This window comes from Mycobacterium sp. NGS54 (genome assembly GCF_059812465.1).
The window spans coordinates 281,041-307,862 of the sequence record NZ_JCALCS010000004.1 but is presented as its reverse complement, the minus strand read 5'-3'; the positions used below and the strand labels follow the sequence as shown (position 1 = coordinate 307,862).

Annotated in this window: 29 protein-coding genes; 21 read left to right on the top strand and 8 right to left on the bottom strand. The window is 66.3% G+C overall.

Going from position 1 to position 26,822, the window contains the following annotated elements; translation table 11 throughout:
• Nucleotides 1-84 precede the first annotated feature (84 nt).
• From AC5Y5E_RS13890 to AC5Y5E_RS13855, 8 genes are read left to right on the top strand one after another with little or no spacing between them, the layout of a single operon-like run.
• Complete coding sequence (locus tag AC5Y5E_RS13890) at nt 85-903, top strand: MlaE family ABC transporter permease (protein WP_067011023.1); 819 nt, start codon at nt 85-87, stop codon at nt 901-903.
• Nucleotides 904-925: 22 nt separating this feature from the next.
• Nucleotides 926-1,771, top strand: coding sequence for an MlaE family ABC transporter permease (locus tag AC5Y5E_RS13885; protein WP_067011277.1), 846 nt, complete (start codon nt 926-928; stop codon nt 1,769-1,771).
• Nucleotides 1,772-1,790: 19 nt separating this feature from the next.
• Complete coding sequence (locus tag AC5Y5E_RS13880) at nt 1,791-3,068, top strand: MCE family protein (protein ID WP_499903560.1); 1,278 nt, start codon at nt 1,791-1,793, stop codon at nt 3,066-3,068.
• Complete coding sequence (locus AC5Y5E_RS13875) at nt 3,065-4,105, top strand: MCE family protein (RefSeq protein WP_499903559.1); 1,041 nt, start codon at nt 3,065-3,067, stop codon at nt 4,103-4,105. The genes AC5Y5E_RS13880 and AC5Y5E_RS13875 overlap by 4 nt, the downstream gene beginning before the upstream one ends.
• Nucleotides 4,098-5,180: an MCE family protein gene (locus tag AC5Y5E_RS13870; protein ID WP_499903558.1), complete on the top strand. Its 1,083-nt coding sequence runs from the start codon at nt 4,098-4,100 to the stop codon at nt 5,178-5,180. Before AC5Y5E_RS13875 ends, AC5Y5E_RS13870 begins: the two co-directional genes overlap by 8 nt.
• Nucleotides 5,177-6,619 (top strand): MCE family protein, encoded by a 1,443-nt coding sequence (locus tag AC5Y5E_RS13865; protein WP_499903557.1) that lies wholly within the window; start codon nt 5,177-5,179, stop codon nt 6,617-6,619. The genes AC5Y5E_RS13870 and AC5Y5E_RS13865 overlap by 4 nt, the downstream gene beginning before the upstream one ends.
• A complete protein-coding gene (locus AC5Y5E_RS13860) occupies nt 6,616-8,049 on the top strand; it encodes an MCE family protein (protein ID WP_499903556.1) in 1,434 nt (477 codons plus the stop codon). The genes AC5Y5E_RS13865 and AC5Y5E_RS13860 overlap by 4 nt, the downstream gene beginning before the upstream one ends.
• Nucleotides 8,050-9,720, top strand: a complete 1,671-nt coding sequence (locus AC5Y5E_RS13855; RefSeq protein WP_499903555.1) for an MCE family protein — start codon at nt 8,050-8,052, stop codon at nt 9,718-9,720.
• A gap of 33 nt (nt 9,721-9,753) precedes the next feature.
• Here AC5Y5E_RS13855 and AC5Y5E_RS13850 read toward each other — a convergent pair whose 3' ends face one another.
• From AC5Y5E_RS13850 to AC5Y5E_RS13840, 3 genes are all read right to left on the bottom strand, one after another.
• Complete coding sequence (locus tag AC5Y5E_RS13850) at nt 9,754-10,260, bottom strand: Rv2253/PknI dimerization domain-containing protein (RefSeq protein ID WP_499903554.1); 507 nt, start codon at nt 10,258-10,260, stop codon at nt 9,754-9,756.
• Nucleotides 10,261-10,377: 117 nt separating this feature from the next.
• The gene (locus AC5Y5E_RS13845; protein WP_499903553.1) at nt 10,378-10,953 is read right to left on the bottom strand and encodes a twin-arginine translocation pathway signal; all 576 of its coding nucleotides are present in this window, start codon (nt 10,951-10,953) and stop codon (nt 10,378-10,380) included.
• Complete coding sequence (locus AC5Y5E_RS13840) at nt 10,950-11,648, bottom strand: Rv1363c family protein (protein WP_499903552.1); 699 nt, start codon at nt 11,646-11,648, stop codon at nt 10,950-10,952. Before AC5Y5E_RS13840 ends, AC5Y5E_RS13845 begins: the two co-directional genes overlap by 4 nt.
• Before the next feature lie 216 nt (nt 11,649-11,864).
• Here AC5Y5E_RS13840 and AC5Y5E_RS13835 point away from each other — a divergent pair, with 216 nt between their 5' ends.
• Complete coding sequence (locus AC5Y5E_RS13835; protein WP_499882937.1) at nt 11,865-12,257, top strand: hypothetical protein; 393 nt, start codon at nt 11,865-11,867, stop codon at nt 12,255-12,257.
• 16 nt (nt 12,258-12,273) lie between these two features.
• On the opposite strand, the gene AC5Y5E_RS13830 is transcribed toward AC5Y5E_RS13835, so the two are convergent.
• Entirely contained in the window at nt 12,274-12,549 is a 276-nt protein-coding gene (locus AC5Y5E_RS13830; RefSeq protein WP_499903551.1) for an Mtp family mycobacterial-type pilin, read from the bottom strand.
• A gap of 61 nt (nt 12,550-12,610) precedes the next feature.
• A complete protein-coding gene (locus AC5Y5E_RS13825) occupies nt 12,611-13,192 on the bottom strand; it encodes a TetR/AcrR family transcriptional regulator (protein WP_499903550.1) in 582 nt (193 codons plus the stop codon).
• Between the two features lie 106 nt (nt 13,193-13,298).
• Here AC5Y5E_RS13825 and AC5Y5E_RS13820 point away from each other — a divergent pair, with 106 nt between their 5' ends.
• The 5 genes from AC5Y5E_RS13820 to AC5Y5E_RS13800 all read left to right on the top strand — a co-directional run bounded on the left by AC5Y5E_RS13820 (nt 13,299) and on the right by AC5Y5E_RS13800 (nt 17,666).
• A complete protein-coding gene (locus AC5Y5E_RS13820; protein WP_499903549.1) occupies nt 13,299-14,084 on the top strand; it encodes a hypothetical protein in 786 nt (261 codons plus the stop codon).
• Nucleotides 14,081-14,899 carry a hypothetical protein gene (locus AC5Y5E_RS13815; RefSeq protein ID WP_499903548.1) on the top strand — a complete coding sequence of 273 codons (819 nt, stop codon included), beginning with the start codon at nt 14,081-14,083 and terminating at the stop codon, nt 14,897-14,899. Before AC5Y5E_RS13820 ends, AC5Y5E_RS13815 begins: the two co-directional genes overlap by 4 nt.
• Nucleotides 14,896-15,468 carry a cytochrome c oxidase subunit 3 family protein gene (locus AC5Y5E_RS13810; protein ID WP_499903547.1) on the top strand — a complete coding sequence of 191 codons (573 nt, stop codon included), beginning with the start codon at nt 14,896-14,898 and terminating at the stop codon, nt 15,466-15,468. Before AC5Y5E_RS13815 ends, AC5Y5E_RS13810 begins: the two co-directional genes overlap by 4 nt.
• Nucleotides 15,468-15,755 (top strand): cytochrome C oxidase subunit IV family protein, encoded by a 288-nt coding sequence (locus AC5Y5E_RS13805; RefSeq protein ID WP_499903925.1) that lies wholly within the window; start codon nt 15,468-15,470, stop codon nt 15,753-15,755. Before AC5Y5E_RS13810 ends, AC5Y5E_RS13805 begins: the two co-directional genes overlap by 1 nt.
• A gap of 171 nt (nt 15,756-15,926) precedes the next feature.
• Nucleotides 15,927-17,666, top strand: coding sequence for a PE domain-containing protein (locus AC5Y5E_RS13800; protein ID WP_499903546.1), 1,740 nt, complete (start codon nt 15,927-15,929; stop codon nt 17,664-17,666).
• Here the strand turns inward: AC5Y5E_RS13800 and AC5Y5E_RS13795 are convergent.
• Nucleotides 17,663-18,940 carry a cytochrome P450 gene (locus AC5Y5E_RS13795; protein ID WP_499903545.1) on the bottom strand — a complete coding sequence of 426 codons (1,278 nt, stop codon included), beginning with the start codon at nt 18,938-18,940 and terminating at the stop codon, nt 17,663-17,665. The two genes, AC5Y5E_RS13800 and AC5Y5E_RS13795, sit on opposite strands and share 4 nt — an antisense overlap.
• Nucleotides 18,941-19,130: 190 nt before the next feature.
• On the opposite strand from AC5Y5E_RS13795, the gene AC5Y5E_RS13790 reads away from it, so the two are divergent.
• Nucleotides 19,131-19,844: a TetR/AcrR family transcriptional regulator gene (locus tag AC5Y5E_RS13790; RefSeq protein WP_499903544.1), complete on the top strand. Its 714-nt coding sequence runs from the start codon at nt 19,131-19,133 to the stop codon at nt 19,842-19,844.
• Here the strand turns inward: AC5Y5E_RS13790 and AC5Y5E_RS13785 are convergent.
• Nucleotides 19,760-20,188: an Rv2576c family protein gene (locus AC5Y5E_RS13785; RefSeq protein WP_499903543.1), complete on the bottom strand. Its 429-nt coding sequence runs from the start codon at nt 20,186-20,188 to the stop codon at nt 19,760-19,762. The two genes, AC5Y5E_RS13790 and AC5Y5E_RS13785, sit on opposite strands and share 85 nt — an antisense overlap.
• Nucleotides 20,185-20,943 carry an enoyl-CoA hydratase/isomerase family protein gene (locus AC5Y5E_RS13780; RefSeq protein ID WP_499903542.1) on the bottom strand — a complete coding sequence of 253 codons (759 nt, stop codon included), beginning with the start codon at nt 20,941-20,943 and terminating at the stop codon, nt 20,185-20,187. The genes AC5Y5E_RS13785 and AC5Y5E_RS13780 overlap by 4 nt, the downstream gene beginning before the upstream one ends.
• A gap of 118 nt (nt 20,944-21,061) precedes the next feature.
• On the opposite strand from AC5Y5E_RS13780, the gene AC5Y5E_RS13775 reads away from it, so the two are divergent.
• The 6 genes from AC5Y5E_RS13775 to AC5Y5E_RS13750 all read left to right on the top strand — a co-directional run bounded on the left by AC5Y5E_RS13775 (nt 21,062) and on the right by AC5Y5E_RS13750 (nt 26,816).
• Nucleotides 21,062-21,484, top strand: a complete 423-nt coding sequence (locus tag AC5Y5E_RS13775) for a lipoprotein LpqH (protein WP_499903541.1) — start codon at nt 21,062-21,064, stop codon at nt 21,482-21,484.
• An 89-nt stretch (nt 21,485-21,573) separates the two neighbouring features.
• Complete coding sequence (locus tag AC5Y5E_RS13770) at nt 21,574-22,764, top strand: amidohydrolase family protein (protein ID WP_499903540.1); 1,191 nt, start codon at nt 21,574-21,576, stop codon at nt 22,762-22,764.
• A 31-nt stretch (nt 22,765-22,795) separates the two neighbouring features.
• Entirely contained in the window at nt 22,796-24,298 is a 1,503-nt protein-coding gene (locus AC5Y5E_RS13765; protein ID WP_499903539.1) for a FadD3 family acyl-CoA ligase, read from the top strand.
• A gap of 352 nt (nt 24,299-24,650) precedes the next feature.
• Nucleotides 24,651-25,523 carry an Rv1363c family protein gene (locus AC5Y5E_RS13760; protein ID WP_499903538.1) on the top strand — a complete coding sequence of 291 codons (873 nt, stop codon included), beginning with the start codon at nt 24,651-24,653 and terminating at the stop codon, nt 25,521-25,523.
• Nucleotides 25,520-26,179 carry a twin-arginine translocation pathway signal gene (locus tag AC5Y5E_RS13755; protein WP_499903537.1) on the top strand — a complete coding sequence of 220 codons (660 nt, stop codon included), beginning with the start codon at nt 25,520-25,522 and terminating at the stop codon, nt 26,177-26,179. The genes AC5Y5E_RS13760 and AC5Y5E_RS13755 overlap by 4 nt, the downstream gene beginning before the upstream one ends.
• A gap of 10 nt (nt 26,180-26,189) precedes the next feature.
• The gene (locus AC5Y5E_RS13750) at nt 26,190-26,816 is read left to right on the top strand and encodes a fatty-acid--CoA ligase (protein ID WP_499903536.1); all 627 of its coding nucleotides are present in this window, start codon (nt 26,190-26,192) and stop codon (nt 26,814-26,816) included.
• The last annotated feature ends 6 nt before the right edge of the window (nt 26,817-26,822 follow it).

The following is a 26,822-nucleotide window of genomic DNA, read 5'->3' as shown; positions in this document are numbered from 1 at the left end:
GCCGTCGGTCCCGCCAAATCTACCGCGTCTCGTTCAGCGGAACAAGACCATCGGTCTCGAAAATGTTGGAAGGAATTGACGCCGATGGCGATTAAGCGAGCGGGCCCGGAGCGATGGACCGGCGGCATTTCGCTCGGCCGGGGCTCCAAGCCGATGGAGGCCGTCGGTGGCTTGTTCGCGATGTCCGCCGACGCGATCAAGTTCGTGTTCCGCCGGCCCTTCCAGTGGCGCGAGTTCTTGGAGCAGTCGTGGTTCGTCGCGCGCGTAGCGCTCGCTCCCACACTGCTGGTGGCCATCCCGTTCACCGTCCTGGTCAGCTTCACGCTGAACATCCTGCTGCGCGAACTGGGCGCCGCGGACCTGTCCGGGGCCGGTGCGGCCTTCGGTGCGGTGACCCAGGTCGGCCCGCTGGTCACGGTGTTGATCGTGGCGGGCGCCGGTTCCACCGCGATGTGCGCCGACCTGGGATCGCGAACGATCCGAGAAGAGATCGACGCGATGGAGGTGCTGGGCATCAACCCGGTTCAGCGCCTGGTGACGCCCCGCATGCTGGCCGCGGGTCTGGTGGCGCTGCTGCTGAACAGCCTGGTGGTCATCATCGGCATCGTGGGCGGCTACGTGTTCTCGGTGTTCGTCCAAGACGTCAATCCCGGGGCGTTCGCCGCCGGCATCACCCTGCTGACCGGCGTGCCCGAGGTGGTCATTTCCTGTGTCAAGGCAGCGCTTTTCGGCCTGATCGCGGGATTGGTTGCGTGCTACCGGGGACTGACCGTCTCCGGTGGGGGCGCCAAAGCGGTCGGCAACGCCGTCAACGAGACCGTGGTGTACGCGTTCATGTCGCTGTTCGTCGTGAATGTGGTTGTCACCGCTATCGGTATCCGCATGTCGGCCAAGGGCCACTGAGGAGGTGTAGGGGCAAACCGTGATGACGCTGAGAGCCACCTACCCGCGCCTGACGCGGCAGCTCGAAAAGCCGGTCGGCACCCTGAGCCGGATCGGCGATCACACGCTGTTCTACGGAAAGGCGCTTGCCGGCGTCCCCTTCGCGGTCCGCCACTACCGGCGGGAAGTCATCCGCCTGATCGCCGAAATCAGCATGGGCGCAGGCACGTTGGCCATGATCGGCGGCACGCTGGTGATCGTCGGCTTCCTGACGCTGGCCGCGGGCGGCACGCTGGCCGTCCAAGGCTATAGCTCACTGGGCAACATCGGCATCGAGGCCCTGACCGGATTCTTGGCTGCCTTCATCAACGTTCGCATCGCGGCGCCGATCGTCGCCGGGATCGGTCTGGCGGCCACCTTCGGCGCGGGCGTGACCGCGCAGCTGGGTGCCATGCGGATCAACGAAGAGATCGATGCGCTGGAATCCATGGCGATTCGGCCGGTTTCGTATCTGGTCAGCACCAGGATCGCGGCCGGAATGATGGCGATCACGCCGCTGTACTCCATCGCCGTGATCCTGTCGTTCTTCGCCAGCCAATTCACCACCGTGGTCCTCTTCGGCCAGTCGGGCGGGCTGTATCAGCACTACTTCTCGACGTTCCTCAATCCGATCGACTTGTTGTGGTCGTTTCTGCAGGCCGTCCTGATGGCGATCACAATCTTGTTGATCCACACCTATTTCGGCTACTTTGCTTCGGGCGGACCGGCCGGTGTCGGCGTCGCGACCGGTAACGCGGTGCGAACCTCGTTGATCGTGGTCGTGTCGGTCACGCTGCTCGTCTCGCTGTCCATCTACGGCACCAACGGCAACTTCAACCTGTCGGGCTAGGGAAGGCGGTGAAAGGACAGTGACGCGTGACTTCGGGCCGGGCCCCATTCACCGGTCCGAAACCACCAGTGCCGCACGGCCCGTCGCGGCATCGCCCGGGCGCCACTTCGGCGCCCAGTCGTACGCACGCCCCCTGGCGGGGCTGGCGACCATCGTCCTCATCGGCCTGGTCTTCGCCGCCGCGGTGGGCCTGTTTCGGGGTGACTTCACCACGAGCGTGCCCGTCACCGTCGTCTCGCCGCGCGCCGGCCTGGTGATGAACCCGGATGCCAAGGTGAAGATGCGTGGCGTCGAGGTGGGCAAGGTCGACTCAATCGACGTGCGGCCCAACGGCGAAGCCGTCCTGCACCTCGCGATGCAGCCGTCGCAGATGCACCTCATCCCGGCCAATGTGCTGGTCGACATCGCGTCGACGACGGTGTTCGGCGCGAAGTTCATCGAGCTGGTGCCGCCCGCCGAGCCGTCGCCGCAGTCGCTGCGCGCGGGTCAGGTGCTCGAGGGCAAGCACGTCACCGTCGAAATCAACACGGTGTTCCAGCAACTCACGTCGCTGCTCTCGACGATCGATCCCGCCAAACTCAACGAAACCCTCGGCGCCCTCGCGTCCGCGGTCAACGGCCGCGGCCACAAGATCGGCCAGATGCTGCGCGACCTGGATTCCTTCCTGGCCACCCAGGAGCCCAGCCTGCCCGCGCTGAGCCACGACCTCGAGGCCCTGCCCGCGGTGAGCGACGCCTACGCCGACGCGGCGCCCCACCTGCTCGCCACGGCCGACAACGCCGTCCGGATCAGCAAGTCGATCGTCGACGAGCAACAAAATCTGGACGCCTTCCTGATCAGCGCGATCGGCTTGGCGGACATGGGCAATGACGTGGTGGGCGGCAACCGCCAAGCGCTGACCGACGACCTGCACCTGCTGGCGCCGACCACCGATCTGCTCAACCAGTACCACCAGGCGCTGTACTGCGGCATCGCCGGGTCGCTGGGCAACCTGCACGCGCCGGACCTGCCCGAGCCGATGGTCAAGGTGACCGTCGTCCTCGGCCTCGGCGCCGAGCGTTACCGCTACCCGTCCAACCTGCCCAAGGTCGCGGCGACCGGTGGGCCCCAATGTCGGAACCTCCCGGTGGTGCCCTTCGACGTGGCGCCGCCGTTCCTGGTGACCGACAACGGCTCCAACCCCACGCAGTACGGCAATCAGCAACTGCTGCTCAACTCCGATGCGCTCAAGCAGCTGCTGTACGGGCCACTCGACGGACCACCCCGCAACACCATGCAGATCGGGATGCCCGGATGACCGGCTCGCGCGGGATGATCCTCAAGTTCGGGGCGTTCGCCACCGTGATGGTCGTGCTGACCGTGTTCTTGTTCTTCATCTTCGGGCAGTACACCACCGGGTCCACGAATGGGTATTCGGCGCTCTTCACCGAAGTGTCGCGGCTGAAGCCCGGAGAAACCGTGCGGGTCGCCGGCATTCGGGTGGGGACGGTCAACAGCGTCAACCTGCGCGCCGACAAGAAGGTCCTGGTGAAGTTCGACGCCGACCGCAGCGTGGTGCTGACCACCGGCACCCGCGCGGTGGTTCGCTACCTGAACCTGGTCGGTGATCGCTACCTCGAGCTGACCGACGGCCCGGGATCCACCAAGGTGCTGCCGGCCGGGGCGGAGATCCCGCTCGATCGGACCGCGCCGGCCCTCGACATCGACCTACTGCTGGGCGGGCTGAAACCCGTTACCCAGGGCCTCAATCCGCAAGACGTCAACGCGCTGAGCGCGGCGCTCATCCAGGTCTTCCAGGGCGAGGGCGGAACCCTGCAGTCGCTGCTGTCGAAGACGTCGTCGTTCTCAAACACGTTGGCCGACAACAACCAGACGGTGCAGGAGCTGATCGACAACCTCAACGCCGTGGTGGCCACCGTCGACAAGGACGGCACCAAGTTCTCCAGCGCCATCGACCGGCTGGAGAAACTGGTCAGCGGATTCGACCAGGACCGTGACACCATCGGCACCGCGATAACCGCCCTGGACAACGGGACCGCATCGATCGCGGATCTGCTCACCCGCGCCCGCCCGCCGTTGGCCGCGACGGTGGACCAGGCGAATCGGCTGGCCCCGCTGCTCGACCAGGACAAGAACCTCATCGACACCTCGCTGCACAAGCTGCCGCACAACTACCGCAAACTGCTCAGGCTCGGTGCGTACGGCGCCTGGTTCCCCTATTACCTGTGCGGCCTCGCGCTGCGGGTGTCCGACTTGCAGTACCGGACGGTGGAAGTGGGCATCAAGCACCAGACCACCGGGCGGTGCGCGGAGCCGAAGGACCCCGATGAATAAGTACCGCGGAGCGGGCCTCATCAAGGCCGGATTCATCGGCGCCGTCCTCATCGCCCTGGTCATCGCCGTCGGGCTGAACCCCGATCAGCTGGTACAGCGGGCCACCACGGTCCGTTACCAGGCGCTGTTCGCCGACGCCGGCGGCCTCGCGCTGGGCAACGACGTGACGATCTCGGGAATCAAGGTCGGCAGCGTGACGGGCATGGCGCTGCAGCACGGCGACGTCTTGGTGACGTTCACCGCCAAGGGGAACATCCTGCTCGGCTCGGCCAGCACCGCGCACATCAAGACCGGATCGCTGCTGGGCCAACGGGTGCTCACGGTCGACTCCGCGGGCAGCGGCAATCTGAAACCGATGGCCGTCATCCCGGTGTCGCGCACCTCCTCGCCGTACTCGCTGTCCGAGGCCGTCAGCGACCTGACGACCGACCTGCAGGGAACCAACACCGAGTCGCTCAACCAGTCCCTCGACACCCTGTCGACGACCCTGAATCAGGTTGCGCCGCAACTGGGTCCGGCGTTCGACGGGGTCAGCCGGCTTTCGCAGACCCTGAACGCCCGCAACCAGACGCTCGGGCAGCTGCTCAAGGGCGCCGCCGACGTCACAGGCGTCCTCGGGCAACGCAGCCAGCAGCTCAACACGCTGATCCTCAACGCCAATGACCTGCTGTCGACGCTGGTGGCGCGGCGACAGGCGATCGTGCGGCTGCTCGCCAGTACGTCCGCGGTGGCCAGGCAGCTGTCCGGCGTGGTGCATGACAACGAAGCGAAGCTGGCGCCGACGCTGGAGAAGCTCAACTCGGTGACGGCGATGCTGGAAAAGAACCGTGACAATCTCGCCCAGGCGCTGCCCGGTCTGGCGAAGTACGAGCTGACGCAGGGGGAGACCGTCTCGAGCGGCTACTACTACAACCCGTTCATCCCCAACCTGTTCCAGCTGGAGTTCTTCCAGTGGTTGTTCGACTATGCCTTCGGGTTCCGCGCCTACGGCGCGCCCGGTCAGCCGCCGGACACCGCCGGGCCGCGCGCGTTCTTCCCGTTCCCGTTCAACCAGGACCCGGGGGGGCGGCCATGACGGGGCTTCGGGCGATTCCGCGCAACAAGCTCAAGGTGGGACTCGCGATCGCGCTGGCGGCGCTCGTCGTTGTCGGCGCGGCAATCGCCATCCGTAACACCTTCTTTCGCCCGACGACGATCACCGCCTACTTCCCCACCGCCACCGCGATCTATCCGGGCGACGACGTGCGGGTGTCCGGCATGAAGGTCGGCACCATCTCGTCCATTCAGCCGCAGGGGACCCGGGCGAAGCTGGTGATGCACGTCGACCGCAACGTGCCCATCCCGGCGGACGCCAAAGCGGTGATCGTCGCCCAGAACCTGGTGGCGGCGCGCTATGTGCAACTCACGCCGGCCTACCGGTCGAGTGGTCCCACCATGCACGACGGCGGGGTGATACCCATCGAGCGAACGGCGGTGCCCGTCGAGTGGGACCAGGTCAAAGAGCAATTGATGCGTCTGGCAACGGAATTGGGCCCCAACAGCAAGGTGTCCACCCCGTCGGTGGCGCGGTTCATCGACAGCGCCGCCGACGCGCTGGGCGGCGGCAACGGCGAGAAGCTGCGTCAGACGCTGGCGCAACTGTCCGGGGTCGCCCGGGTCTTCGCCGAAGGCAGCGGCAACCTGGTCGACATCATCAAGAACCTGCAGGCGTTCGTCGGGGCACTTCGTGACAGCAACGTCCAGATCGTGCAGTTCGACAACCGGCTGGCCACGCTGACCAGCGTGCTCGACGACAACAAGTCCGACTTGGATGCGGCGCTGACGGACCTCGCGAACGCGGTCGGCGAGGTGCAGCGGTTCATCGCCGGCAGTCGTGACGCGACCTCCGAACAGATTTCGCGGTTGGCCGACCTGACGCAGATACTCGTCGACCACCAGATGTCGCTGAAAAACGTGCTGCACATCTCGCCGACCGCGCTCGCAAACGCCTACAACGCCTACGACCCGGACTCCGGCAACATCCGCGGCGGGGTCGGCCTGCAGAACTTCTCCAACCCGACGTATGCCTGGTGTGCGGGCATCGGGGCCATCGAGAACGTCACCGCCGTCGAGACGGGCAAGCTGTGCGGTTTGTACCTGAGCCCGGCGCTGAAGGTGTTCAACCCGAACTTTCTCGTCAACTTCAACTACCTGCCGATTCCGGTCAACCCGATCCTGGCTCCCTCGTTCGCCCCGGAAAACGTTATCTACAGCGAGGACCGGCTGAAGCCCGGCGGGGAGGGCCCCAGGCCCGGCCCGCCGCTGATGCCGCCAGCCGTTTCCGCGTACACCGGGCTGCCGGGCGACCCCGTCGGTCCGCCGGGGTCGGTGCCGATGGGGCGCATCCCCGGCGCCGCGATGCCGGAGCCCCCGCCGGGCGAACCGCCGCCCGTCCCGCCGCCGGCCGCACCCCCGCCGGCCGCCCCGGCGAACGTTCAGGACATGCTGCTGCCGGGTGAAGGAGCGCAACCATGACCGCCCGGTTCGCGATACGGCGCGCGCTCGGCCTCGCCTGCTGCGTCATGCTCGCCGTGAGCGGATGCGCGTTCAACGGACTGAATTCACTGCCGCTGCCGGGCGCGGTGGGACGAGGTCCGGGCGCCACCACCTACCACGTGGAACTCGCCAACGTCGTTACGATGGAACCGAATTCGCCGGTAATGATCGACGACGTCATCGTCGGCAGCATCAGCAAGATGACGGTGCGGGGCTGGCACGCCGACGTCGAAATCTCGGTGCAGCCGGGCACCGTGATCCCCGCCAACGCGGTGGCCAGCGTCGGCCAGACCAGCCTGCTGGGTTCCATGCATCTGGCGCTGAATCCGCCGCTGGGCCAGCCCGCGACCGGACGGCTGCAACCGGGCGCCACGATCCCGCTGAACCGGTCGACTACCTATCCGTCGACCGAACAGACGCTGTCGTCGCTGTCGGTCGTGCTCAACGCCGGCGGGCTGGGCCAGTTCGGCGACATCATCCACAACTTCAACGCTGCCCTGTCGGGAAACGAAGGCGCCGTTCGCGATCTGCTGGAGCGCCTCGACCGGTTCGTGGGCACCCTCGACCAGCAGCGCGACAACCTCGTCGCGTCGATCCACGCCCTCAACCGCCTGTCGGGCACCTTCGCCGCCCAACGCGACGTGATCACCCAGGCGCTGAACAAGATTCCGCCCGCACTGGACGTGCTGATCAAGGAGCGCCCGCGCATCACGACCGCGCTGAACAAGCTCGGCACGTTCAGCAACACCGCGACCAGACTCGTCAACGACGCGGGCGATGACCTGGTGAAGAACCTGACGAATCTCGCGCCGGCACTCGGTGCGCTCGCCGACATCGGTCCGGATCTGGACGCCGCGCTCGCGTACGCGCCGACGTTCCCGTGGACGCAGGGCATCATCGACCGGTACATCCGCGGCGACTATCTCAACGGGTATTTCATCATCGATCTGACCAACGCCGGGCTCCGCAAGGGCATCCTGCGCGGCACCCACTGGGAACGGATCGGCGCCGAAGCCGTGCCCGGGCCCGCGGATCCGGAATACCTCCAATTCCGTTACGGCGCACCGCCCGGCGCGCCCGGGGCGCTCACCAAACCCGGGCCGACTGGCGAACCGGCACCGTTCGGGCCACCGCCGCCCTGGGGCCGGCCGCTGCCGGGACCGCCGCCGTCCGCTGCGCCGGGGCCGGTGAACCAACAGTCGGCGGACGCGCCGCCACCCGCCCCGCCGCCGCCGCCGGTGTCGCCGTTGATCGCGGGCCTGACGTGGCTTGGCCCCGATGCGCAGAAGTCGCCGGCAGCGACGTTGCCCGGACCGCCGCCGGCGGGGGCTTCGGCGCCGGCCGACCAGGGTGCCCCGGTGCCCGGCGCGACGCCGACCACAAGCCAGCCGACGGACGGGGGCTCGTAGATGCTGACCCGGTTTGTCCGAATCCAGTTGGCGATCTTCACGATCGTCGGGATCGCCGGTGTGGTCATCATGGCGTTGTGGTACATCCAGGCGCCGACCCTGCTCGGCATCGGCAAGATGACGGTCACGCTGAAACTGCCGGCCACCGGCGGCCTCTACCGCTTCAGCAACGTGACCTACCGAGGGGTGCAGATCGGCAAGGTGACCGCGGTGGGGCTGACCCCCGACGGCGCCAAAGCCACGCTGTCCCTTGATACTTCGCCGAAGATCCCGGCCGACCTGAAGGCGGAGGTGCTGAGCATCTCCGCGGTGGGCGAGTATTACGTCGATCTGCGCCCCCGCAACGACTCACCGCCCTACCTCCACGACGGCTCGGTCATCGCGATGAACGACACGACGATCCCGCAGCCGATCGGCCCCGTGCTGGACCAATCCAGCAAGTTGATCAACAGCATCCCCAAGGGCAAGCTCGGTCAATTGCTCGACGAGTCATTCAAGGCATTCAATGGCGCCGGTTACGATTTCGGATCGCTGTTCGACAGTTCGTCGCGGCTCTCGGGTGACCTCAACGGCGTCGCCGACCAAACCAGGAACCTGACCGAGGACACCGGGCCCTTCCTGGACGCGCAGGCGCAAACCGCCGATTCGATCCGGACGTGGGCGCGCAGCCTCGCCGGATTCAGCGGTCAGCTGGCGAAAAACGACCCGGAATTCCGCACCCTGCTGCAGCAGGGGCCCGGGGCCCTCAACGAGGCCTCCCGGCTGCTCGACCAAATCAAGCCGACGCTGCCGGTGCTGCTGGCGAACCTCACCACGATCGGCCAGATCGGCGTGACCTATCACGCCTCAATCGAGCAGCTCTTGGTTTTGTTGCCGCCGTTCACCGCGGCGATCCAGTCGTTCGTCGGAACGAAGTCGCCGACCGGATTGGCCACGGGCGCATTCAATCTCATCATCAGTGACCCGCCCGCGTGCACGGTCGGCTTCCTGCCGCCGAGCCAATGGCGTTCCGCGGCCGACACCCGCACCATCGACACGCCGGACGGGCTGTACTGCAAACTGCCCCAGGATTCACCCATCGCGGTGCGCGGCGCCCGAAACTATCCCTGCATGGGACAGCCCGGGAAACGCGCGCCGACCGTCGAAATCTGTGAGAGCGACAAGCCTTTCCAGCCGCTGGCGATGAGGCAGCACGTCTTCGGCACGTACCCGCTGGACCCGAATCTCATCGCGCAGGGCATCCCGCCCGACGACCGCATGAACTGGTACCGCGACCGAATCTTCGGGCCGGTGGAGGGAACGCCGCTGCCGCCGGGCGCGGTTCCGCGGGGAACGCCGCCGGGTTCGGCGTTGCCGCCGCCCGCGGCGCCGCTCAGCCCGTTGGCGCAAATGGGCGATGTGTCACCCATAGCGCCGATCGATGTCCCCGCCGCCCCCGCGGGGTCGCCGGCGCCCGCAGCGGCGAGCGCGCCGCCAGCAGGGCCGTCGGCGGCGCCAAGTGCGTTCGGGCACAACGAGACTCAGGCCGGTCCATCGGTGGCGATCGCCCAGTACAACCCGCACAACGGCACCTACGTGACCCCCGACGGCCAGGTCTACCGCCAGTCGGACCTCGCCGCGCCCACGACGCCGAAGGCGCCGAAAACGTGGAAGGACATGTTCGCCACCTGATGGCCGCGCAGGGCCATTGTCAGGTGAACTGGGTCAGCTTATTTTGTCCAGCCTGAACGGCTGGTCGATGTACAGCGGCTTGTTGGTGCCGCAGGCGCCGCTGGGGCCGGACGTCTGTTCCCGTCCGGCCAGCACCGGCGACCCAAGCACGTTCTCGCCGGTCTCCGGGTTGGCGGGATAGAAATGGATGACGTCGTGGCCGACGTATGAGGTGCCGTCGGGACACGTTGTCCAATTGGGAATGTCGCGTTTGACGAACCAGGTTTTCCCTTCGTTCATGAATATCGGCGCGGTCCAGCCCTGGTCGCTCACGACCGTGCCGTCGCACCGGTAGGCGGTGGAGCACGACGTCGTGATGGTCCAGGTGCTGCGCACCACCGGCTCCTGGTGGAGCACCTCGTTGGTGCGGGCCCAGTCGCCGACTACGGTGGCGGTGTACGTCCCGTTGATGGCCGGGTCATAGGCCCACGCCGACGGGGCCGCGCCGACTCCGCCGACGACACCGACGGCCACCACTGTTGCGCTAACCGCCATATTCATCGGACGCATCATGTGCTCCTTGACGCGCTAAAGACCGCCATTTCCAAGCGAATCGAATTCACAGACTAACACCGCCCCCGCATGTCGCGGAATGGTTTACTTCGAAACCCGTAGCGCTCATAGGACATCGAATTTGTCGATGAGCCATGAACCTCTGACCTTTTCCATCGCCACCTTCAGGCTGCTCGACGTCACCACCGGTTCCGGCTTCGCCTTGCTCGTGGTCTTCTGTTTGATGAAGACCAGCACCACAGCCGAATTCGGACTCAGTTCCGACACGGCGGCCTTGACCACGCTGGCGGTCGTCGTGACTTGGCCGCGCTGTGCCGACGGCCCCACGACCTGGTCGGCGAACCGTTGGTAGTAAGCCAGATAATCCTCGGTGAGGCGGGATTTGGCGTTGGCGAAATCGCGGTCAAGAGTTTCGGGGGAGTAGGACAGCAACGCAACCGCGCCTTCGCTGGCCGCCTTGATGACCTGGTGCGCCGTGGCTCGGTCGGTCTGCAGATCCGGACGGTAGTCGAAGTAGAAAATTCGGCCTGCGTTGCCGAGGGCTGCAATCAGCAGCAGCGTCAACAGAATTGGACGCCAGCGCGCCAGGCAACGCCGCGTCCAGCGCCCGACCGCGGCGGTTCGGCGGGCGCGCGCCGGCTCCTCGGTCGCCTCTTGATGCGCCGCGCTGTCGACCGTCACGGCACGAACTCGAGTCGAGAGATCTTCAGCTGCCCGGCGTCGCGTTCGACGGTGACGACGATCCGCATCGGGCGCGTTTCCGGCTTGGCCGCACCGGGTTTGGTGATCTCGGATTTCGCCGCGATCAGGACGATCGCCGAATCCTGGCTCATGGACTCCACGGCTGCGGCTTGCACCGTGCCCTTGGAAACGACCTTGGACTGCTCGACCGCCTTTACGGCGTCCTCACCGCCCATCAGGATGCTGAGTTTGAATGTCCCGGTGGTGTCGTCGACGAAACGCTGCAGATCTTCTCGCGCCTTGGCCGGATCGATCGTCATCATCGTCACGATGGCGTCGCGGGCGGCCGCGGCGAATTCCGAGCTGCGATTCCTTTGCTGCACAACGCCGCGGTGATGCCAAACCAGGTACCCACTGCCAGCCAGCGAGGCGCAGCTGACCACAACCGCCGCGACCGCGGCCATGGCCTTCCGGCTCGGGCGACGGGGACGCAGCCGGCGCCACCGCGACGGTGACCCGGTCGCTTCGGCGCTCGCGGCCCCGGTGTTCTGTTCGCTCGGCGCCGCCTCGGCCTGCTCACGCAACCGCAGCGCGCGGGCGCGGGCGGCCGCGGCGCGGGCCTCCGCCTCCGCCACGTCTGTGGCGTCAGCAATCTCCGCGGCCAAAATTGACGGTGACGCGGATAGGGCACCCATTCGTCGATTTTCGGCGACGGTCGCCCCAGCGGGAAGCTTGCGCCGAGGCACTGGATCACCTCCTCGTCCGCGCCTACAGGAGAGCCACATTATCACTGCCAGGTAGGCGGGCCGGCGACGGAGACAGCGGCATTAGGCGCGCCATCTTCTCCAAGCGAGAGAATTCTATTCCCAGCGGTGGGCGAAGTAATTTAAAGTAATCCCGTGCGATTCATAATGGCAACGCTCGCCGTGTTGCTCGGCCTCGGTGGCTTGGCCGCGCCGCAAGCCGCCGCCGCGCCGGTTAATTGCGATTACCCGGATTGCACGCCCGGCATCATGCCGCACCGGGTGCTGGGTGCGCCGTGCGACAACACCACGTACTACGTGTTCGGCACCGCCGATTACTACGTGTCGTTCGCGACGCAGCCGGGGCGCCTGATGTTCTGCGGCTCGCCGAGGCGCTACGAGCCCCGCTGGTTCCGGTCGCCCCCGATGGCCGGCGTGAAGGACGAGGGCTCGTCGTGCGTCGATTTCCCGGAGTACTACGTCGCGCAGGCGCCGGACGGCCTGTTCCTCGTCTGCAACGCGCATGACGGAACACAGGTTTGGGAGCGCGGCGACACCTAAGTCGATTCGGCGCGATTCACGGCCGGGTGTTCGGGATCTCCGGCCAGTCCTGGAAGGGGCTGGGGCCCCAGTAGTCGAAGTTGTGGACCGTGCCGTCCATGTCCCGGTGGTGCGCGTCGTGGCAGGTGGTCGGCTCCCACTGGGGTCCCCACGCGGGATCGAACATCTGGCCCGGGCACCAGTGATAGCCCACGAACGGCCACGGCGGGTTGTCGGCGTGAGCGACCGTCGCGGTGCCCAGGCCGGCGGTGACCATGATCGCCGCGGCGGCGAGACGCGCGACTTTGCTCATGGAAGAACCGTACCCGAGCGACCGCCCAATCGGACCAAGAAATTCGGTGGAGGCGTCGCGATCAATCGGCCGCGTCGATCAGCCGGCGGGTGATGCGGCCCAGCTGGGAGCGCAGGGTGTCGTCATCAATGTCGGCCACCAGGGGCGACACCACCCCGACCGCGATCGCGCCCGACAGCACGGCCGCCGACACCCGCGCATCCTCGGCCGCGTCGCCGAGCAGCACACCGTAGAGCCGTTGGATGAATTGCTGGAAGGGTTCGTGCTCGCCCAGCAGTCGCACGACGACGGGGTCGAATTGCAGGGTGCTTGCGGCGCCGCGACGTTCGACGGCGACGTCGATCACCCGGTCGAGCAGCACCTCCCGTGCGGTGGACCGGTGATCGTGTGCCTCGGCCGCCTCCAAGGCCTCCTCGAGGCCGCCGAGTTCGCGCTCGGTCAACGCGATGACGATCTGCTCCTTGGTCCTGAACTGGTGGTAGACGGCGGCTTTCGTGACCCCGATGGCGTCGGCGATCATCTGCAGCGAGGTTCCGCCGACACCGTGCTCGGCGATCAACTGCAGCGCGGCATCGAGGATTCGGGTCTGCGCGGCGCTGCGCGTGATGAAGCGGAACCGGCTCCGGGTTGGCGGGGAAAGCACACCGGAAGCGTAGCCGATCGGCTATTGACCCGAGGGTAGCCGATCGGCTAGTTTCGCTGACTAACGGGGTTACGCATCCACGCCGTCCCAGCGAAGGAGCTAGGCGATGTCCGACGTCGGCGACAACGACGCACAAGTCCGCCGATCCTCGCGAACCGCCTTGCGCCGTACCGACGGTGAGCTGATCCTGCTGTGGACGTTGCCGGCGACGGTGATCATCTGGATCGCCTGCTTCTTCCTGTTTCCTGGGTTCAAACCGCCGATGTCACCAAGCATGTCGGCCGAGCAGGTGGCCGCGTTCTATCGCGATCCCGCGCACCTGCCGCAGATCCGCTACAGCATGATCGTGTTCAACTGGTTCGGTGTGGGCCTCATCCCGATTCTGATCTTGCTTGTGATGCAAGTCCGCAGGATGGCCCACCGCACGCCCATCTTCTCGTACGCGTTGCTCGGATGCGTGGCCGGCGGCCCCACCCTCTTCCTCATCGCGAATATCTGCTGGCTGGTGGCCGCCTTCCGGCCGGAGCGAAATCCGGAGCTGACTCAGATGTTCAACGATCTGGCGTGGATCGCATTCACCACCGAGGTGCCCTATCTGATCGCCCAATGTGTGATCCTTGCCTTCGCAATATATTTCGACGACCCATCACGCCCGGTGTTTCCGCGCTGGGTGGCACATTTCAACCTTCTCGTGGCGGCCGCGTTCGTGCCGGCGGCGTTTGTCGGCCTGGCGTTGTCGGGTCCCCTGGCGTGGAACGGGACGCTGTCGTTCTGGTTGAAGAACACCGCCGTTGCGGTATGGATTGTTGTGACGGGTGTCGTTCTGGCCCAAGCGATTCGTCGGGAACGCGGCGATGAACGCCGGCGTGATCCAGGCCGGGTCACTGCATGAGGTCGGCGATCACGCCGACGGTGTCGCCGCGGGATGAGCCGGGGCCGCCGCCGGCGGGTCCTTTGCCTCACCGCATCGCCTGGCATTTCCGACACAACCCCAAGCGTGAGCTGTGGTTGGCGTGGTGGACACTCGTCGTCTTCTACAGCCTCTACGGTGTGGTGTTCTTTGTGATCACCCACACCCAGCCTCCGCCAAGCCCCGCCTGGGACACTCAGAGGGTCGTGCGGTGGTTCCACGACAACCATTTTGGGATACTTGTCGGCTTCGCCATCGTCTTCACGATCACCGGAATGACCGCGATCATCAACGCCTTGATCGCCTACTCGATGCGCCGCATGTCGGTCAGCCGTGCCTTTGGCTACGTCTATCTAGTGTTGTATTCACTCAGTGCGGTACCCGGGATGCTGGTGCTGTGTGTAGCGCTGACGGCGGGAGCCCTCCGGCGGGACCGCAATCCGGAATTAATCGTCTGGACCTACGACTTTGCTTTCCTGTCGTTCACGGGCACTATGGGGGTGTTCATGATCGGTTCGCTCGTGTGGATGCTCGCGATTCTGATCGACAGGAACCGGGTTTTTCCCAAGTGGTTCGGCTACCTGAACCTGTGCAACGCGCTCACCGAGGTCGTGGTGTCGCCAGCGTGGATCTTCCGACGCGGCGTCCTGGCGTGGAACGGCCAGATTGCCTGGTGGCTGGACGTGGTCGTGTTTGGCCTATACACGGGAGTCTTCATCTTCCTGCTCAGGCGGATGATCCAACGTGAGGACTTCGGTAGCGGGCCGCTGCCTGACCTCGCGAAGGCGTCGCAATGATCGCGCCGACAGACAAGCCCGCCAGATTCGTGCCCGGCCAGCCCGACATGTGGGCCTTCGTATTGTTCGAGACCCTGGTTTTCACAGGCTATTTCGGCTTCTACCTGTTCTACCGCGCCCGAAGCCCCGAGCTCTTCCTGCACTCCCAGGCGCAGCTGGACCTACGGATCGGGGTGTTCAACACGCTCGTCCTGCTGCTGAGCTCGTGGTCGGTGGCGCGGTGTGTTCAGTCGTCCCGCGCCGGCGCCTACCGAGCGGCGCTGCGGGACGCCTTCATCACGGCCGCATTCGCCGCAGTGTTCTTGTGTTTCAAGGTGTTCGAGTGGGCGCGGTTGGTCCGCGCGGGAAATGGGTTGGACAGCAACGACTTTTTCACCTACTACTTCTTCCTCACCGGAATCCACTTCGTGCACCTGCTGATCGGCTTCGTCGTGCTCGGCGTCATCGTCTACCAACTCCGGAGTCCGGCGAGGCGGTCCCAGGAGCTCGTCGAAACCTGCGCCACGTACTGGCACACCGTCGACTTCCTCTGGGTGCTCATCTTCGCATTGCTTTACGTGGTGAGGTGATCGACATCAAATTCAACAAGAGGCTGTTGGTCGTCTGGCTCGTGCTGGCCTCGCTGACCCTCGCTTACCTATGGATAGATCATTCGCTGGACGGGTCGCTGAGGGCCAGCGCGGTGGTCACGTCGAGCGTGATCGTGATCGCACTCGTCAAGGTGCGCATCATCTTTCGGGAGTTCATGGAGGTGCGTCAGGCTCCCGCCCTGCTGTGCCGACTCACGGACGCCTGGGTCGTGCTGATGGCCGTCGCACTGCTCGGCTGCTATTTCATCGGCAGGACACTCGCTTAGTTTTTGCCGACGCAATTGTCAATACGCTGGACGCGAACGCGCGTATTGTCATCGAGATATACGTCTTGCATAACGGTTGAATAACGGTTATCCGGCGACGCCTTTGGCGTTTTATCCGCGCTCAATAGCATCTGCCAGATCTCGTAATACGCCGACAAAGCGGGTGGCGCCATGACGTTTCTCATTGCCGCACCGGCGACGGTGGCCTCGGCGGCCGCGGAGCTGGCCGGCATCGGTTCGACACTTACCGCGGCCCATACGCTCGCGGCCGCCGGAACCACCGCGTTGCTGCCCGCCGCCGGCGACGAGGTGTCGGCCGCGATCGCGTCGCTGTTCTCCGGCTACGCCCGGGCGTATCAGTCGCTGAACGCCCAGGCGGCGGCCTTCAACCGGTGGTTCGTGCAGGCGCTGAACGGCGCCGGCAATGCGTATGCGGCCGCCGAGGCGGCCAACGCATCGCCCTTGCAGGCGCTGGAGGCAGACGTGCTGGGTGTGATCAACGCGCCCACCAACGCGATGCTGGGTCGCCCGCTGATCGGCGACGGCGCCGACGGGGCACCTGGGGAGAACGGCGGCCCCGGTGGGCTCCTCGCCGGCAACGGTGGCAACGGCGGCTCCGGCCTTCCCGGCAAGCCGGGCGGCCGAGGCGGCGATGCCGGCCTGTTTGGCAACGGCGGCCGGGGCGGCGCCGGCGGGGCAGGCACGGTCGGGGCCGGGGGTTCCCCGGGCATCAACGGAGGCAACGGCGGCACCGGCGGCGGCGGCGGTAGCGGCGGCCTGCTGTACGGCAATGGCGGCATGGGCGGTAACGGGGGTAACGGCGGCGACGGGGCCGTCGGGGGCACCGGTGGCGCGGGCGGGGCCGGCGGTTCGGCGACGTTCGGCAGCCCGGGCGCCAACGGGAGCAAGGGCCACGACGGCACCAGCCTCGGCGGCGGCACCGGCGGCACGGGTTCGGGCGTCTACTCGCCCTATGTCGACATCACGCTGTGGCCCGGCCCCAACGGATACGACTTTGCGACGGCCGCCCACAACGGAGTCAAGAACGCCACGCTCGCCTTCATAAACGCCGACCCGAGCGGTAACGCATCCTGGGGCGGCTATTCGGCGTACGACGTGACGGGCGGCTCCCAGAGCGCTTTCATCGACAACCAGATCGCCAACATGAAAGCCGCAGGCATCAACGGGACCATCTCCTTCGGCGGCGCGTTCGGCACCGACCTCTCCGCCGTCAACGGTCAGACCCCCACCGCACTGGCGCAGCAGTACGCGACGATCGTGAACACCTACAAGATCTACAACCTCGACTTCGACGTCGAAGGTGCATTGCAGGGCAACACTCAAGCGATGAACACGCAGTCGAAGGCCATCGCCATCCTGCAGCAGCAAGAGGCGGCCAACGGCACGCCGGTGACGGTCTCGTACACCCTTCCGGTGCTGCCCACGGGCCTGGTCGCGGGGCAGGGCGGCGGGCTGAGCGTCCTGCAGATCGCCGCGACCAATGGCGTGGACGTCTCCCGCGTGAACATCATGGCCATGGACTACGGCAACGGGTTCGACCAGCCCGGAAACCCCGGCATGGGCGCGTACGCGATCGACGCCGCGACGGCCACCCATGGCCAGTTGATGACGCTCTACCCGTCGATGACCAGCCAGCAGGCGTGGCACATGCTCGGGGTGACGCCGCTGATCGGAATCAACGACGACCCCAGCGAAATCTTCGGCCTCGCCGACGCCCAGCAGCTGACTGCCTTCGCCCAGCAGAACAACATCGGCGAGCTGTCCATGTGGGAACTGCCCCGCGACATCACGGGCACGTTGGGCGCCGTCGATGCCGTCGACGGCAGCGGAATCGCGCAGACCCCGTTCGAGTTCTCGGGAATCTTCGAGCAGATCGACGGCGGGCCTTAGCCGTTCGGCGTGAAGGTGAGGTGGAGTTCGCTGAGCCCCCGCAGGATGTACGTCGGCTCGTAGGTGTAGCGACGATCGCCGGCGGGGCCGTGCTTGGCCTCGCTGATCTTGATGTCGCTCATCCGGTCCAGGATGCGCTCGATGGAGACCCGGCCCTCCACCCGGGCGAGCGGGCCGCCCGGACACGAGTGCACGCCGCGCGCGAACGCCATGTGCTCGCGAACATTCTTGCGGCGCAGATCGAACTCGTGCGGCTTGTCGAACCGGCGCGGGTCGCGGTTGGCGGCGCCCGGCAACACCATCACGACGGTGCCGGCGGGGATGTCCACGCCGCCGACCGTGGTAGCCCGGCGCGCCAGCCGCGAGTCGCTCTTGACGGGGCTGTCCATCCGCAGCGATTCCTCGATGAACCCGGGGATGAGGCTGCGGTCGTCGCGCAACTCCTGCTGAATGTCGGGCCGCTCGCCGATCACCTGCAGCGCGGCGCTGAGCAGCTTGGCCGTGGTTTCCTGGCCGGCGGCGAAAAGGAAGGTGGCGGAACGCACTACCTCGATGACCTCGGGGGTTGACCCGTCGGGGTACTTCGCCGTCGCGAGCGAGGTCAGGACGTCGTTGCGCGGCTCGCGGCGCCGGTCCTCGATGTAGGCGCAGAACTTCTCGTCGAGCCACTGCAGCGGGTTGATGCCGACCGACTCGTGGTCCAGGGCGCCCACCCGCGCATCAGGACGGTCGGCACCCAGGATGACGCGGAACTCCTTGTGGTCCTCCTCGGGAACGCCGAGCAGGTCGGCGATCACCAAGGTGGCGAAGGGCTTTGAGTACTCGCTGATGAATTCGCACTCGCCGTTGGTCAGGAACTCGTCGAGCTGACGGTCGGCGAGGCGCCACATGAACTCTTCGTTCTGCTTCAGCCGGCTCGGGGTCAGCAGCTTGCTCAGCACCGAGCGAGCGCGGGTGTGGTCCGGTGGATCCATCGTCACCATGTGCTCGAACATCGGGAAGTAACTGCGGTGCTGGTCGATCTGGGGGCTGATGTCGTCGCCCTCCGGCTGGAACGGCAGCGGCGGGAACGGCCCGCCGAGCGCGACGATGTTCGAGAACGTGTCGGGGTCCTTGTAGACCTCGGTGGCCTCCTCGTAGCCGGTGACGGCGACGACCCCGTGGTGCGGCAGCCGCAGCACGGGGTTCTGACTGCGCAGGTAGTCGAAGTAGGGGTGCGGATCGGGCACCAGCGATTGATCGGTGAAGAAGTCGATCGTGTCGAAGCTGCTCATAGGACTGCGTCTCCCTGGGCTGGTCTACCGGTGAGGTTCGGCGGCAAGCGGCACCGCCGCCCAATTCCGAAAGCCAAAAATGTGCTGAGCACCTGCTTAGCATGGCGGTATTGTCAGGGTCAAGGTCGCAACGCGGTGCCGCGATACGATCCGTGTGGTCGGCACCAATGAAGAAATACGGAGCAGGGATATGACTTCGGCCCGCAGGATCGGAGCGCCGGACGCGAAGAATCGCGCCCTGCTGCTCGACGCGGCCGAGCGGCTGATGGTCGAGGAAGGCTACGCCGCGGTGACGTCGCGCCGCCTGGCGAGCAAGGCGGGCTTGAAGCCACAGCTGGTGCACTACTACTTCCGCACCATGGACGAGCTGTTCCTCGAGGTCTTCCGGCGCCGCGCCGAGGAGGGTCTTCAGGTGCAAGCTCGCGCCCTGGACTGCCCTCAGCCGTTGTGGGCGCTGTGGCGATTCGGCACCGATCCCGCATTCACCCGCATCTCAATGGAGTTCATGGCGCTGGCCAATCACCGCAAGGAGATGCGAGCCGAAATCGCGTACTACGCCGAACGTTTCCGCGAAGAACAGCGCCAGGCCGTGGCGGCCGCGCTGCAGCGCTACGGCGCGGAAGGCCAGTGGGACGGCGGCGACGTGCCGCCGGTGGTTTGGACCGTCCTGATGACCAGCCTGTCGCGGTTTTTGGTGCTCGAGCAGGCGGTCGGCATTTCCGGCGGTCACGCCGAAACCTTGGATTTGGTCGAAAGTTATCTACGCCGGCTGGAAGGCGAGCCGCAGCCCATCGCGGGGATACCGCAAAGCTGGATGGTTCACCAGGTCCGCAACGAGCAGAGCGCGCCCTTGGGGCCGATGTTGGAGACCACGACCTTCCCGTCCACCGACAGGTCGCACTGAACACCGCCCTGTGCCACCGGTTCACGACCGGTCGTGGCCGTGACCATCGCCCACTGATCCGGGTTCAACAGGTTCACCGGCTGAACCCACGGCTTACCCGGCGCGACGTCGGCGTGCACCTGCGGGGTGAACGCGTAGTTGTTGTGGCTGTAGTCGGAGAAGAGCGTCGGGTCCTGATCCTGGTAGAAGATATCGACGTAGGCCGGAACCTTGGCCGAGACGATGTACACGACCTGATGCCAGACGGGGTCGGCGTGGGCCGGCCCGGCGCCCACCAGCAGCCCCGCCGGCGCCAGCAACATCGCCGATCCGACGCCCAACAGTCTCTTCGCGGTGCTGATCATGTCGCTCCTTCGGCTGCCGGGCGCGGACTGGCGGTGCGGTTCATCACCCGCTCTGCGGCCTGCCAGTGGGCGTCGGCAACCCACAGCCGTGCAAAGGATGCTATCGCTTCGTCCGGGGAAACGCCGCTGATTACCCGCTTTATCTCGGCCGCCGGGTGGCGCGCCAGCGACGTGGCGATCGATCGCCAGCCCTCGTCGAAGGAGGCACGCGGAAACACCAGATCCACCAAGCCGATCCGCTCCGCCTCGGCGGCGTCGAGGGCGGTTCCGGTGCCCGCCAACAGCAACGCCTTGCTCTTTCCGACAATCGCAGCCAGTCGCTCGGCCCCGCCCCAGGCCGGCATGATCTCCAACGCCACCTGATTGAAAGCGATCTTGATGTCGTCGGCGGCGACCCGGATGTCGGCCGCCACGGCGACTTCGGCGCCGCCGCCGAAGGCGTGGCCGTTCAGGGCGGCGACGACCGGGGCGGGGAACGCCGCGAGCTGATCGCAAATGGACCGCATCCGTTTCGCCATCGCGGCGGCGTCTTCTTCGGTCCGAAGCGCGCTCAGCTCCTTGAGATCACCGCCCGAGACGAACGCCCGGTCGCCGGCACCCTTGATGACCAGCGTTCGCGCGCCCGCAGCGGCATCGATCGCCTTCTCCAGCTGCTCCATGGTGTCCGGCGCGATGGCGTTGCGCGCGTGGGGGCGATCGATGGTGAGCACCGCAAGCCCGTCTTCCAGACCGGGGTTGTACTCCAGGTCCACCATGTGGTCATCGCTCCAATAAAGGGACAGCCGAAACGCCGATATTGGCATTCTCTTTCGGGGAGAATAACATCATCGCAGCAGGTCCCAGAAGTTCGTCAGCCAGGATCGAGGTGGCCCAGTGCGTAACCGAATCGTGGCCGTTGCCGCCGTCGCGCTCGCCGTCGCCGCCCTCGGCGCCTGCAGCCCCAAGGCGCAAACGCAGCTTTCCAGCACCGCCTCGGTGACCGTCAACGGGACCGACGCGAAGATCAACGTCGTCAAGTGCAGCCAGCTGGAGTGGTACCGGACGATCGACATCGGCGGCGACTTCGCCGGGGCGAAGGTCGTCATCGACCAACGAGCGCAGCCACTCACGGCCCAATCGGTGCGCATCCAGAATCTGGGTGGATTCACCGGCATGTACTCGAAGGACGACGGCGGCAACGCCGACATGAGCTTGAGCGGCGATAAGTTCACGATCACGGGTACGGCCAACGGCTATAAGAGCGACAAGCCAACCGAGCCGGCTTCCGCCACGTTCAAGATCGTCGCCACCTGCTGATCGCGCCCGACCGACCCCATGGGCGGGGGCACGTTGCGCGCGGGCGCCCGAAGAGAATAGTATTCTCGCAAATTGCGAAGGAGGATCTCATGGGCCAGTTGTCACACCGGGAGGACGTCCCGTTTCCGATCTTTGACGCGGACAACCATCTGTACGAGCCGCCGGAGGCGCTGACCAAATACCTGCCCAAGGCGTACAAGGACTACGTCCAGTACGTGCAGGTCAATGGGCGGACGAAGATCGCTATCCGCGGCCACATCAGCAACTACATCCCCAACCCGACCTTCGAGGTCGTCGCCCGGCCGGGTGCTTGGGAGGAGTACTTCAAGTACGGCAACCCGGAAGGCAAAACCAAGCGCGAGCTGTTCGGCGAGCCGATGCGTGCGATCCCGGCGTTCTTCGAACCCGGCCCGCGTCTGGAGAAGATGAACGAGCTGGGTCTGGACCGCACTCTGATGTTCCCGACGCTGGCCAGCCTGCTCGAGGAGCGGCTGCGGGACGACCCGGTCGCCATCCACGTCCTGGTCCACGCGCTCAATGAATGGCTGGATGACGTCTGGGGCTTCAACTACCAGAACCGCATCTTCACCACCCCGGTCATCACCCTGCCGATCGTGGAGAAGGCGATCGAGGAACTGGAATGGGCGGTCAAGCGCGGTGCCCGCTGCATTCTGGTGCGCCCGGCTCCGGTCCCCGGGTTCCGCGGCCCCCGGTCGTTCGCGCTACCCGAGTTCGACCCGTTCTGGGAGCGGGTCGTCGAGCACGACGTGCTGGTGGGCATGCACTCCAGCGACAGCGGCTACTCCCGGTACACCTCCGAGTGGGACGGCGCCGAACAGGAGATGCTGCCGTTCCAGACCAACGCGATGGGCATCCTCAACGAGTGGCGGCCGATCCAGGACGCGGTGGGCTCGTGGGTGATCCACGGCGCGCTCTACCGCCACCCGAAGCTGAAGGTCGCGATCGTCGAGGCCGGTTCGAAGTGGATGACCCCGCTGTTGGACGGCTTGACCGAGGTCTTCCGCAAGGCCCCGGAGGCGTTCCCGAGCGACCCCGTCGAGATGGTCAAGAACCGCATCCACGTCAGCCCGTTCTTCGAGGACGGCATCGACGACCTGATCAACCTCGTCGGCGTGGAACAGGTGCTGTACGGCTCCGACTGGCCGCACCCCGAGGGGCTGGCGGAGCCGACGTTCTACGTCAACGCGCTGTCGCACCTATCGGTCGACGACCAGGCAAAGATCATGGGCGGCAACCTCGGCCGGCTTGTCACCGTGTGACGCACCGGCAAACCCCGGCCGGGCGGTGACGATGCAGAGCGCGAAGCGCGATGAGGTGGGGGCACCTCCCGCTCGCGGGGGAGAGCCGGCCAATCGGATCTGGGGCACCATCCCCGAGATGGTTTTGAGCGCGGCGGACCGCTTCGGCGACGCGGAAGCGGTTGTCGACGGTCCGCTGCGCTTGACGTTCAACGATATCGTCGCGCGAATCCGTTGCGCCGCAGGCGCCTTCGCGAGCCTCGGCGTCGACAAGGGTGATCGGGTCGCGATCTGGGCGCCCAACTCGGCAGAGTGGATCATCGCGGCTTTCGGGCTGCTCACCGCGGGTGGCGTGCTGGTACCGGTCAACACCCGGTTCAAGGCCGACGAAGCCGGCGACATCATCACCCGCAGCGGCGTCAAGGCCGTCTTGGTGCAGAAGGGGTTTCTCGGCCAGGACTACGCCGCGCCCGCGGGGACTCCCGTCATCGACCTGAAGTCCGACTTTCTTTCCAGCGGTTCCCCTTTCGAGCGGGCGGTGAGCGGCACCGATATCTCGGACATCATTTTCACCTCGGGCACCACCGGCCGCCCGAAGGGCGCGATGATGAATCATCGCCAAACGCTGCGCATGTACGAGGAATGGGCGACGCTCGCGGATCTGCGCCGGGGCGACCGCTACCTGCAGATCAACCCGTACTTTCACACGTTCGGCCTGAAGGCGGGACTGATCACGTCCTTCCTGCGCGGGGCGACGATGCTGCCGGTCGCGGTCTTCGACGTCGACACGGTGGTGGATCTCATTGGGCGGGAACGCATCACGATGCTGCCCGGCCCGCCGACGCTGTACCACTCGCTGCTGACGGTGCAAGACAAGTCGAAGCTGTCGACGCTGCGGGCCGGCGTGACCGGTGCCGCCGACATCCCCGTCGAGCTGGTTCGTCGCATCCACGACGAATTGCCGTTCCAGACGCTGATGACCGGGTACGGGCTCACCGAGGCCGGCAACGTCACGCTGTCCCTGCCCGGCGACTCCTTCGAGGACGTGGCCACCACCGCGGGCGTGCCCTGCGCGGGTGTCGAGGTGCGCATCGCCGACGACGGCGAGGTGCTGGTTCGCGGCTACGGCGTCATGCAGGGCTACCTCGACGATCCCGTCGCCACGGCGGAGGCGATCGATGCCGACGGCTGGCTGCACACCGGAGACCTGGGCAGCTTTACCGACGGGTCCGGCCGGCTCCGGATCGTCGGGCGCAAGAAGGACATGTTCATCGTCGGCGGATTCAACGCGTATCCGGCCGAGATCGAAGGCTTCCTGATGGACCACCCGGCCGTCGCCCAGGCGGCTGTGATCGGCGTTCCCGACGAGCGGCTCGGACAGGTGGGCAAGGCGTTCGTGGTCTGTAAAGACCGCGAAGACGCGCTCAGCGCAGAAGAATTGATCGGTTGGTGCCGCGAACGCATGGCGGGCTTCAAGGTGCCCCGCTCCGTGCAGTTCCTGGAGGCGCTGCCCCTCAACGCCACCGGCAAGGTGGTCAAGGACTTGCTGCACTAGCCGGGCCGGTCCGCACCGTATGCTCGATAAGAGAACCGTATTTCCACAGCTTGTTATGCGTTTGTACAGCGACGGCACGACGGGGCGGGCGGTCCTCTCAGGTGAGGGTGATAACGTGGCTCTCCCGGTCGTCGTGACATTCGCGGCGGAAGAATATCGGCGCAGATGCTCGCCGCTAATGCGCATCCCGAGTAGGGTGGCCCAACGGCGACGACGCCCCCGCTGGGACGCCGTGGCCCGTCGGCGAGCGGTAGAGGAGTTTGGCATTGAGTCACGAGCAGCCTCGTTCTCGGGCTGGTGAGCGGTGAGTGGCGGCACTCGCCAGAATGCCGCTGACACGAAATCGGTTCCGGTGAACGAGGACGAAACCCCAAGCACCGCCGCCGAAATCCGGGCGCTGGCCGAACAGGCCGAGGCGGAAGCCCAAGAGGCGGAAGCCCTTGCTGCCGCCGCCCGCGCCCGGGCGCGCGCCATTCAGTTGCGCCGCGAGGCCCAGCTCGCCGCAGCCAAGCAACAAGCCTCCGAAGAAGCCGTCGCGGCAGAAGACGAAGCGGAGGCAACGGAATCCGCGGAGACCGAGGCGGCCGACTCGGCGCCCGAGGTCACGGCGGACGAGACGGAAGCCGTGGAAGACGCGGAGGCCGAAGAGCTGGCCGCCGAAACTGACGCCGCCGGCGACGAGGCCGAGGCGCCGAAGCCGGCCGGCCGGCTCCGCCTTGCCGGGCGGCTTCGCCGCCCGAAGTGGTCCACGCTCGCCGCCGCCCTGGCGATCATCGTTACCGTCCTCGCGCTGGGCGGCAGCGGCTACATGATCAAGGAACATCGCGATGCGGTCCAGCAGCGACAGCGCGCCGCCGAGTTCGTCGCCGCGGCACGCCAGGGTGTCATCACGTTGACGTCGCTGGACTTCAACAACGCCAAGCAGGGCGTGCAGCGCATCGTGGAGAACTCCACGGGCAGCTTCAAGGACGACTTCCTCAAGATGGCCGACGATTTCACCAAGGTGGTGGAGCAGTCGAAGGTGGTCTCGCAGGGCACCGTTCAGGCCGCGGCGGTGGAACTGGACTCGATGACGAAGGATTCGGCGGTGGTGTTGGTGGCCTCCACGTCCGAGGTCACCAATGCGGCCGGGGCCAAGCAGGATCCGCGTAACTACCGGCTCATCGTCACGGTCGCTCGCGACGGTGGCCAGCTCAAGATATCGAAAGTCGAGTTTGTGCCGTGACCGCAGACGACAAATCGGTCAAAGATACCGCCGAGGTCGAGGAGACCACGGAGGCCGAGGAGACGGCGGACGCCGAAGAGTCGGCGAAGGCCGGGCCCGCCGAGGACATCGACGACCACGGCGAAGCGCCCGGACGTTGGAAACGCCTTACCGCCCAGGCGAAGAAGCGGTCGACCGGCAAGGTCGTCCCGGCCGTGCTGGCGTTGTTCGTGGTCGCCTCGCTGGCATTGCTGGGTGGGCTTTACTGGTTCTCCTACCGGCCGGACCGGGCGACGGATGCGTCGGCCGCGAAGTCGGCGATCTCGGCCGCCAGCGACGGAACGGTGGCGGTGCTGTCGTATTCGCCCGACACCCTCGACCGTGATTTTTCTTCCGCGAAGTCGCACCTAACTGGCGACTTCTTGTCCTACTACGACCAATTCACCCAGCAGATCGTCGCCCCCGCCGCCAAACAGAAGTCGGTGAAGACCACCGCCGTGGTGCTGCGCGCCGCGGTGTCGGAACTGCATCCGGATTCGGCCGTCGTGCTGCTGTTCGTCAACCAGAGCACGCAGAGCAAAGATCGGCCGGAACCGACGTTCACCAACAGCAGCGTGACCGTGACGCTGACGAAAGCCAGCGGGAAGTGGCTCATCTCGTCGTTCAACCCGGTCTAGGACAACGACATTGAGCACCGGCGACATTCACTCGATGGTGATCGCATCGGACTATCGCATCCCCGACCCGACCCGGGTGTGGCCGCTGCTCGAGCGCAACAAGGCGGCGCTCGCCGACATCGGCGCCCACCATGTGCTGGTGTACACGTCCACCCACGACCACGGGCGCGTGCTGGTGATGATCGGGTTGCACAGCCGCGAGCCGATCGTGGAGCTGCTGCGCTCGCGGGTGTTCTTCGACTGGTTCGATGCCGCGGGCGTCGAGGACATACCCGCCGTCTTTGCCGGCGAGATCATCGACAGGTTTGTTCCGGGCACGTCGCCCAAACCGGCCGCGCCCGGCGTGGTGGTGTGCGCGATCGCGTCCGTCGAGGACGTGGCGACCCTCACCGCGGGATTCCGCTCGGCCATGGACGGGCTCACCGCGGCCGGTGTCCGAAAGGCCTCGGTCTTCCAGGCTTTCGACGATGAACACGAGGTCCTGATCCTGTCGGAGTTTCCCGACGAGCTCGCCGCGCAGCGTTGGATCGACCATCCCGACGCCGCGGCGCAATGGATGTCGGGCGTCGGCGTCGGCGCCCACCCGCCGCTGTTCGTCGGCCGGCTTTTCGACACGATGCGCATCGAGGGCGACTGAGCGCGG

What these genes read in the sequence shown, in the direction of transcription:
- AC5Y5E_RS13870 (WP_499903558.1), top strand. Translation starts at nt 4,098, where the DNA reads ATGAATAAGTACCGCGGAGCGGGCCTCATCAAGGCCGGATTCATCGGC.
- AC5Y5E_RS13765 (WP_499903539.1), top strand. Translation starts at nt 22,796, where the DNA reads ATGCAGAGCGCGAAGCGCGATGAGGTGGGGGCACCTCCCGCTCGCGGG.
- AC5Y5E_RS13835 (WP_499882937.1), top strand. Translation starts at nt 11,865, where the DNA reads ATGGCAACGCTCGCCGTGTTGCTCGGCCTCGGTGGCTTGGCCGCGCCG.
- AC5Y5E_RS13800 (WP_499903546.1), top strand. Translation starts at nt 15,927, where the DNA reads ATGACGTTTCTCATTGCCGCACCGGCGACGGTGGCCTCGGCGGCCGCG.
- AC5Y5E_RS13830 (WP_499903551.1), bottom strand. Translation starts at nt 12,549, where the DNA reads ATGAGCAAAGTCGCGCGTCTCGCCGCCGCGGCGATCATGGTCACCGCC.
- AC5Y5E_RS13875 (WP_499903559.1), top strand. Translation starts at nt 3,065, where the DNA reads ATGACCGGCTCGCGCGGGATGATCCTCAAGTTCGGGGCGTTCGCCACC.
- AC5Y5E_RS13855 (WP_499903555.1), top strand. Translation starts at nt 8,050, where the DNA reads ATGCTGACCCGGTTTGTCCGAATCCAGTTGGCGATCTTCACGATCGTC.
- AC5Y5E_RS13785 (WP_499903543.1), bottom strand. Translation starts at nt 20,188, where the DNA reads ATGATCAGCACCGCGAAGAGACTGTTGGGCGTCGGATCGGCGATGTTG.
- AC5Y5E_RS13810 (WP_499903547.1), top strand. Translation starts at nt 14,896, where the DNA reads ATGATCGCGCCGACAGACAAGCCCGCCAGATTCGTGCCCGGCCAGCCC.
- AC5Y5E_RS13770 (WP_499903540.1), top strand. Translation starts at nt 21,574, where the DNA reads ATGGGCCAGTTGTCACACCGGGAGGACGTCCCGTTTCCGATCTTTGAC.
- AC5Y5E_RS13840 (WP_499903552.1), bottom strand. Translation starts at nt 11,648, where the DNA reads ATGGGTGCCCTATCCGCGTCACCGTCAATTTTGGCCGCGGAGATTGCT.
- AC5Y5E_RS13885 (WP_067011277.1), top strand. Translation starts at nt 926, where the DNA reads ATGACGCTGAGAGCCACCTACCCGCGCCTGACGCGGCAGCTCGAAAAG.
- AC5Y5E_RS13850 (WP_499903554.1), bottom strand. Translation starts at nt 10,260, where the DNA reads ATGAATATGGCGGTTAGCGCAACAGTGGTGGCCGTCGGTGTCGTCGGC.
- AC5Y5E_RS13820 (WP_499903549.1), top strand. Translation starts at nt 13,299, where the DNA reads ATGTCCGACGTCGGCGACAACGACGCACAAGTCCGCCGATCCTCGCGA.
- AC5Y5E_RS13780 (WP_499903542.1), bottom strand. Translation starts at nt 20,943, where the DNA reads ATGGTGGACCTGGAGTACAACCCCGGTCTGGAAGACGGGCTTGCGGTG.
- AC5Y5E_RS13865 (WP_499903557.1), top strand. Translation starts at nt 5,177, where the DNA reads ATGACGGGGCTTCGGGCGATTCCGCGCAACAAGCTCAAGGTGGGACTC.
- AC5Y5E_RS13890 (WP_067011023.1), top strand. Translation starts at nt 85, where the DNA reads ATGGCGATTAAGCGAGCGGGCCCGGAGCGATGGACCGGCGGCATTTCG.
- AC5Y5E_RS13860 (WP_499903556.1), top strand. Translation starts at nt 6,616, where the DNA reads ATGACCGCCCGGTTCGCGATACGGCGCGCGCTCGGCCTCGCCTGCTGC.
- AC5Y5E_RS13815 (WP_499903548.1), top strand. Translation starts at nt 14,081, where the DNA reads ATGAGGTCGGCGATCACGCCGACGGTGTCGCCGCGGGATGAGCCGGGG.
- AC5Y5E_RS13790 (WP_499903544.1), top strand. Translation starts at nt 19,131, where the DNA reads ATGACTTCGGCCCGCAGGATCGGAGCGCCGGACGCGAAGAATCGCGCC.
- AC5Y5E_RS13795 (WP_499903545.1), bottom strand. Translation starts at nt 18,940, where the DNA reads ATGAGCAGCTTCGACACGATCGACTTCTTCACCGATCAATCGCTGGTG.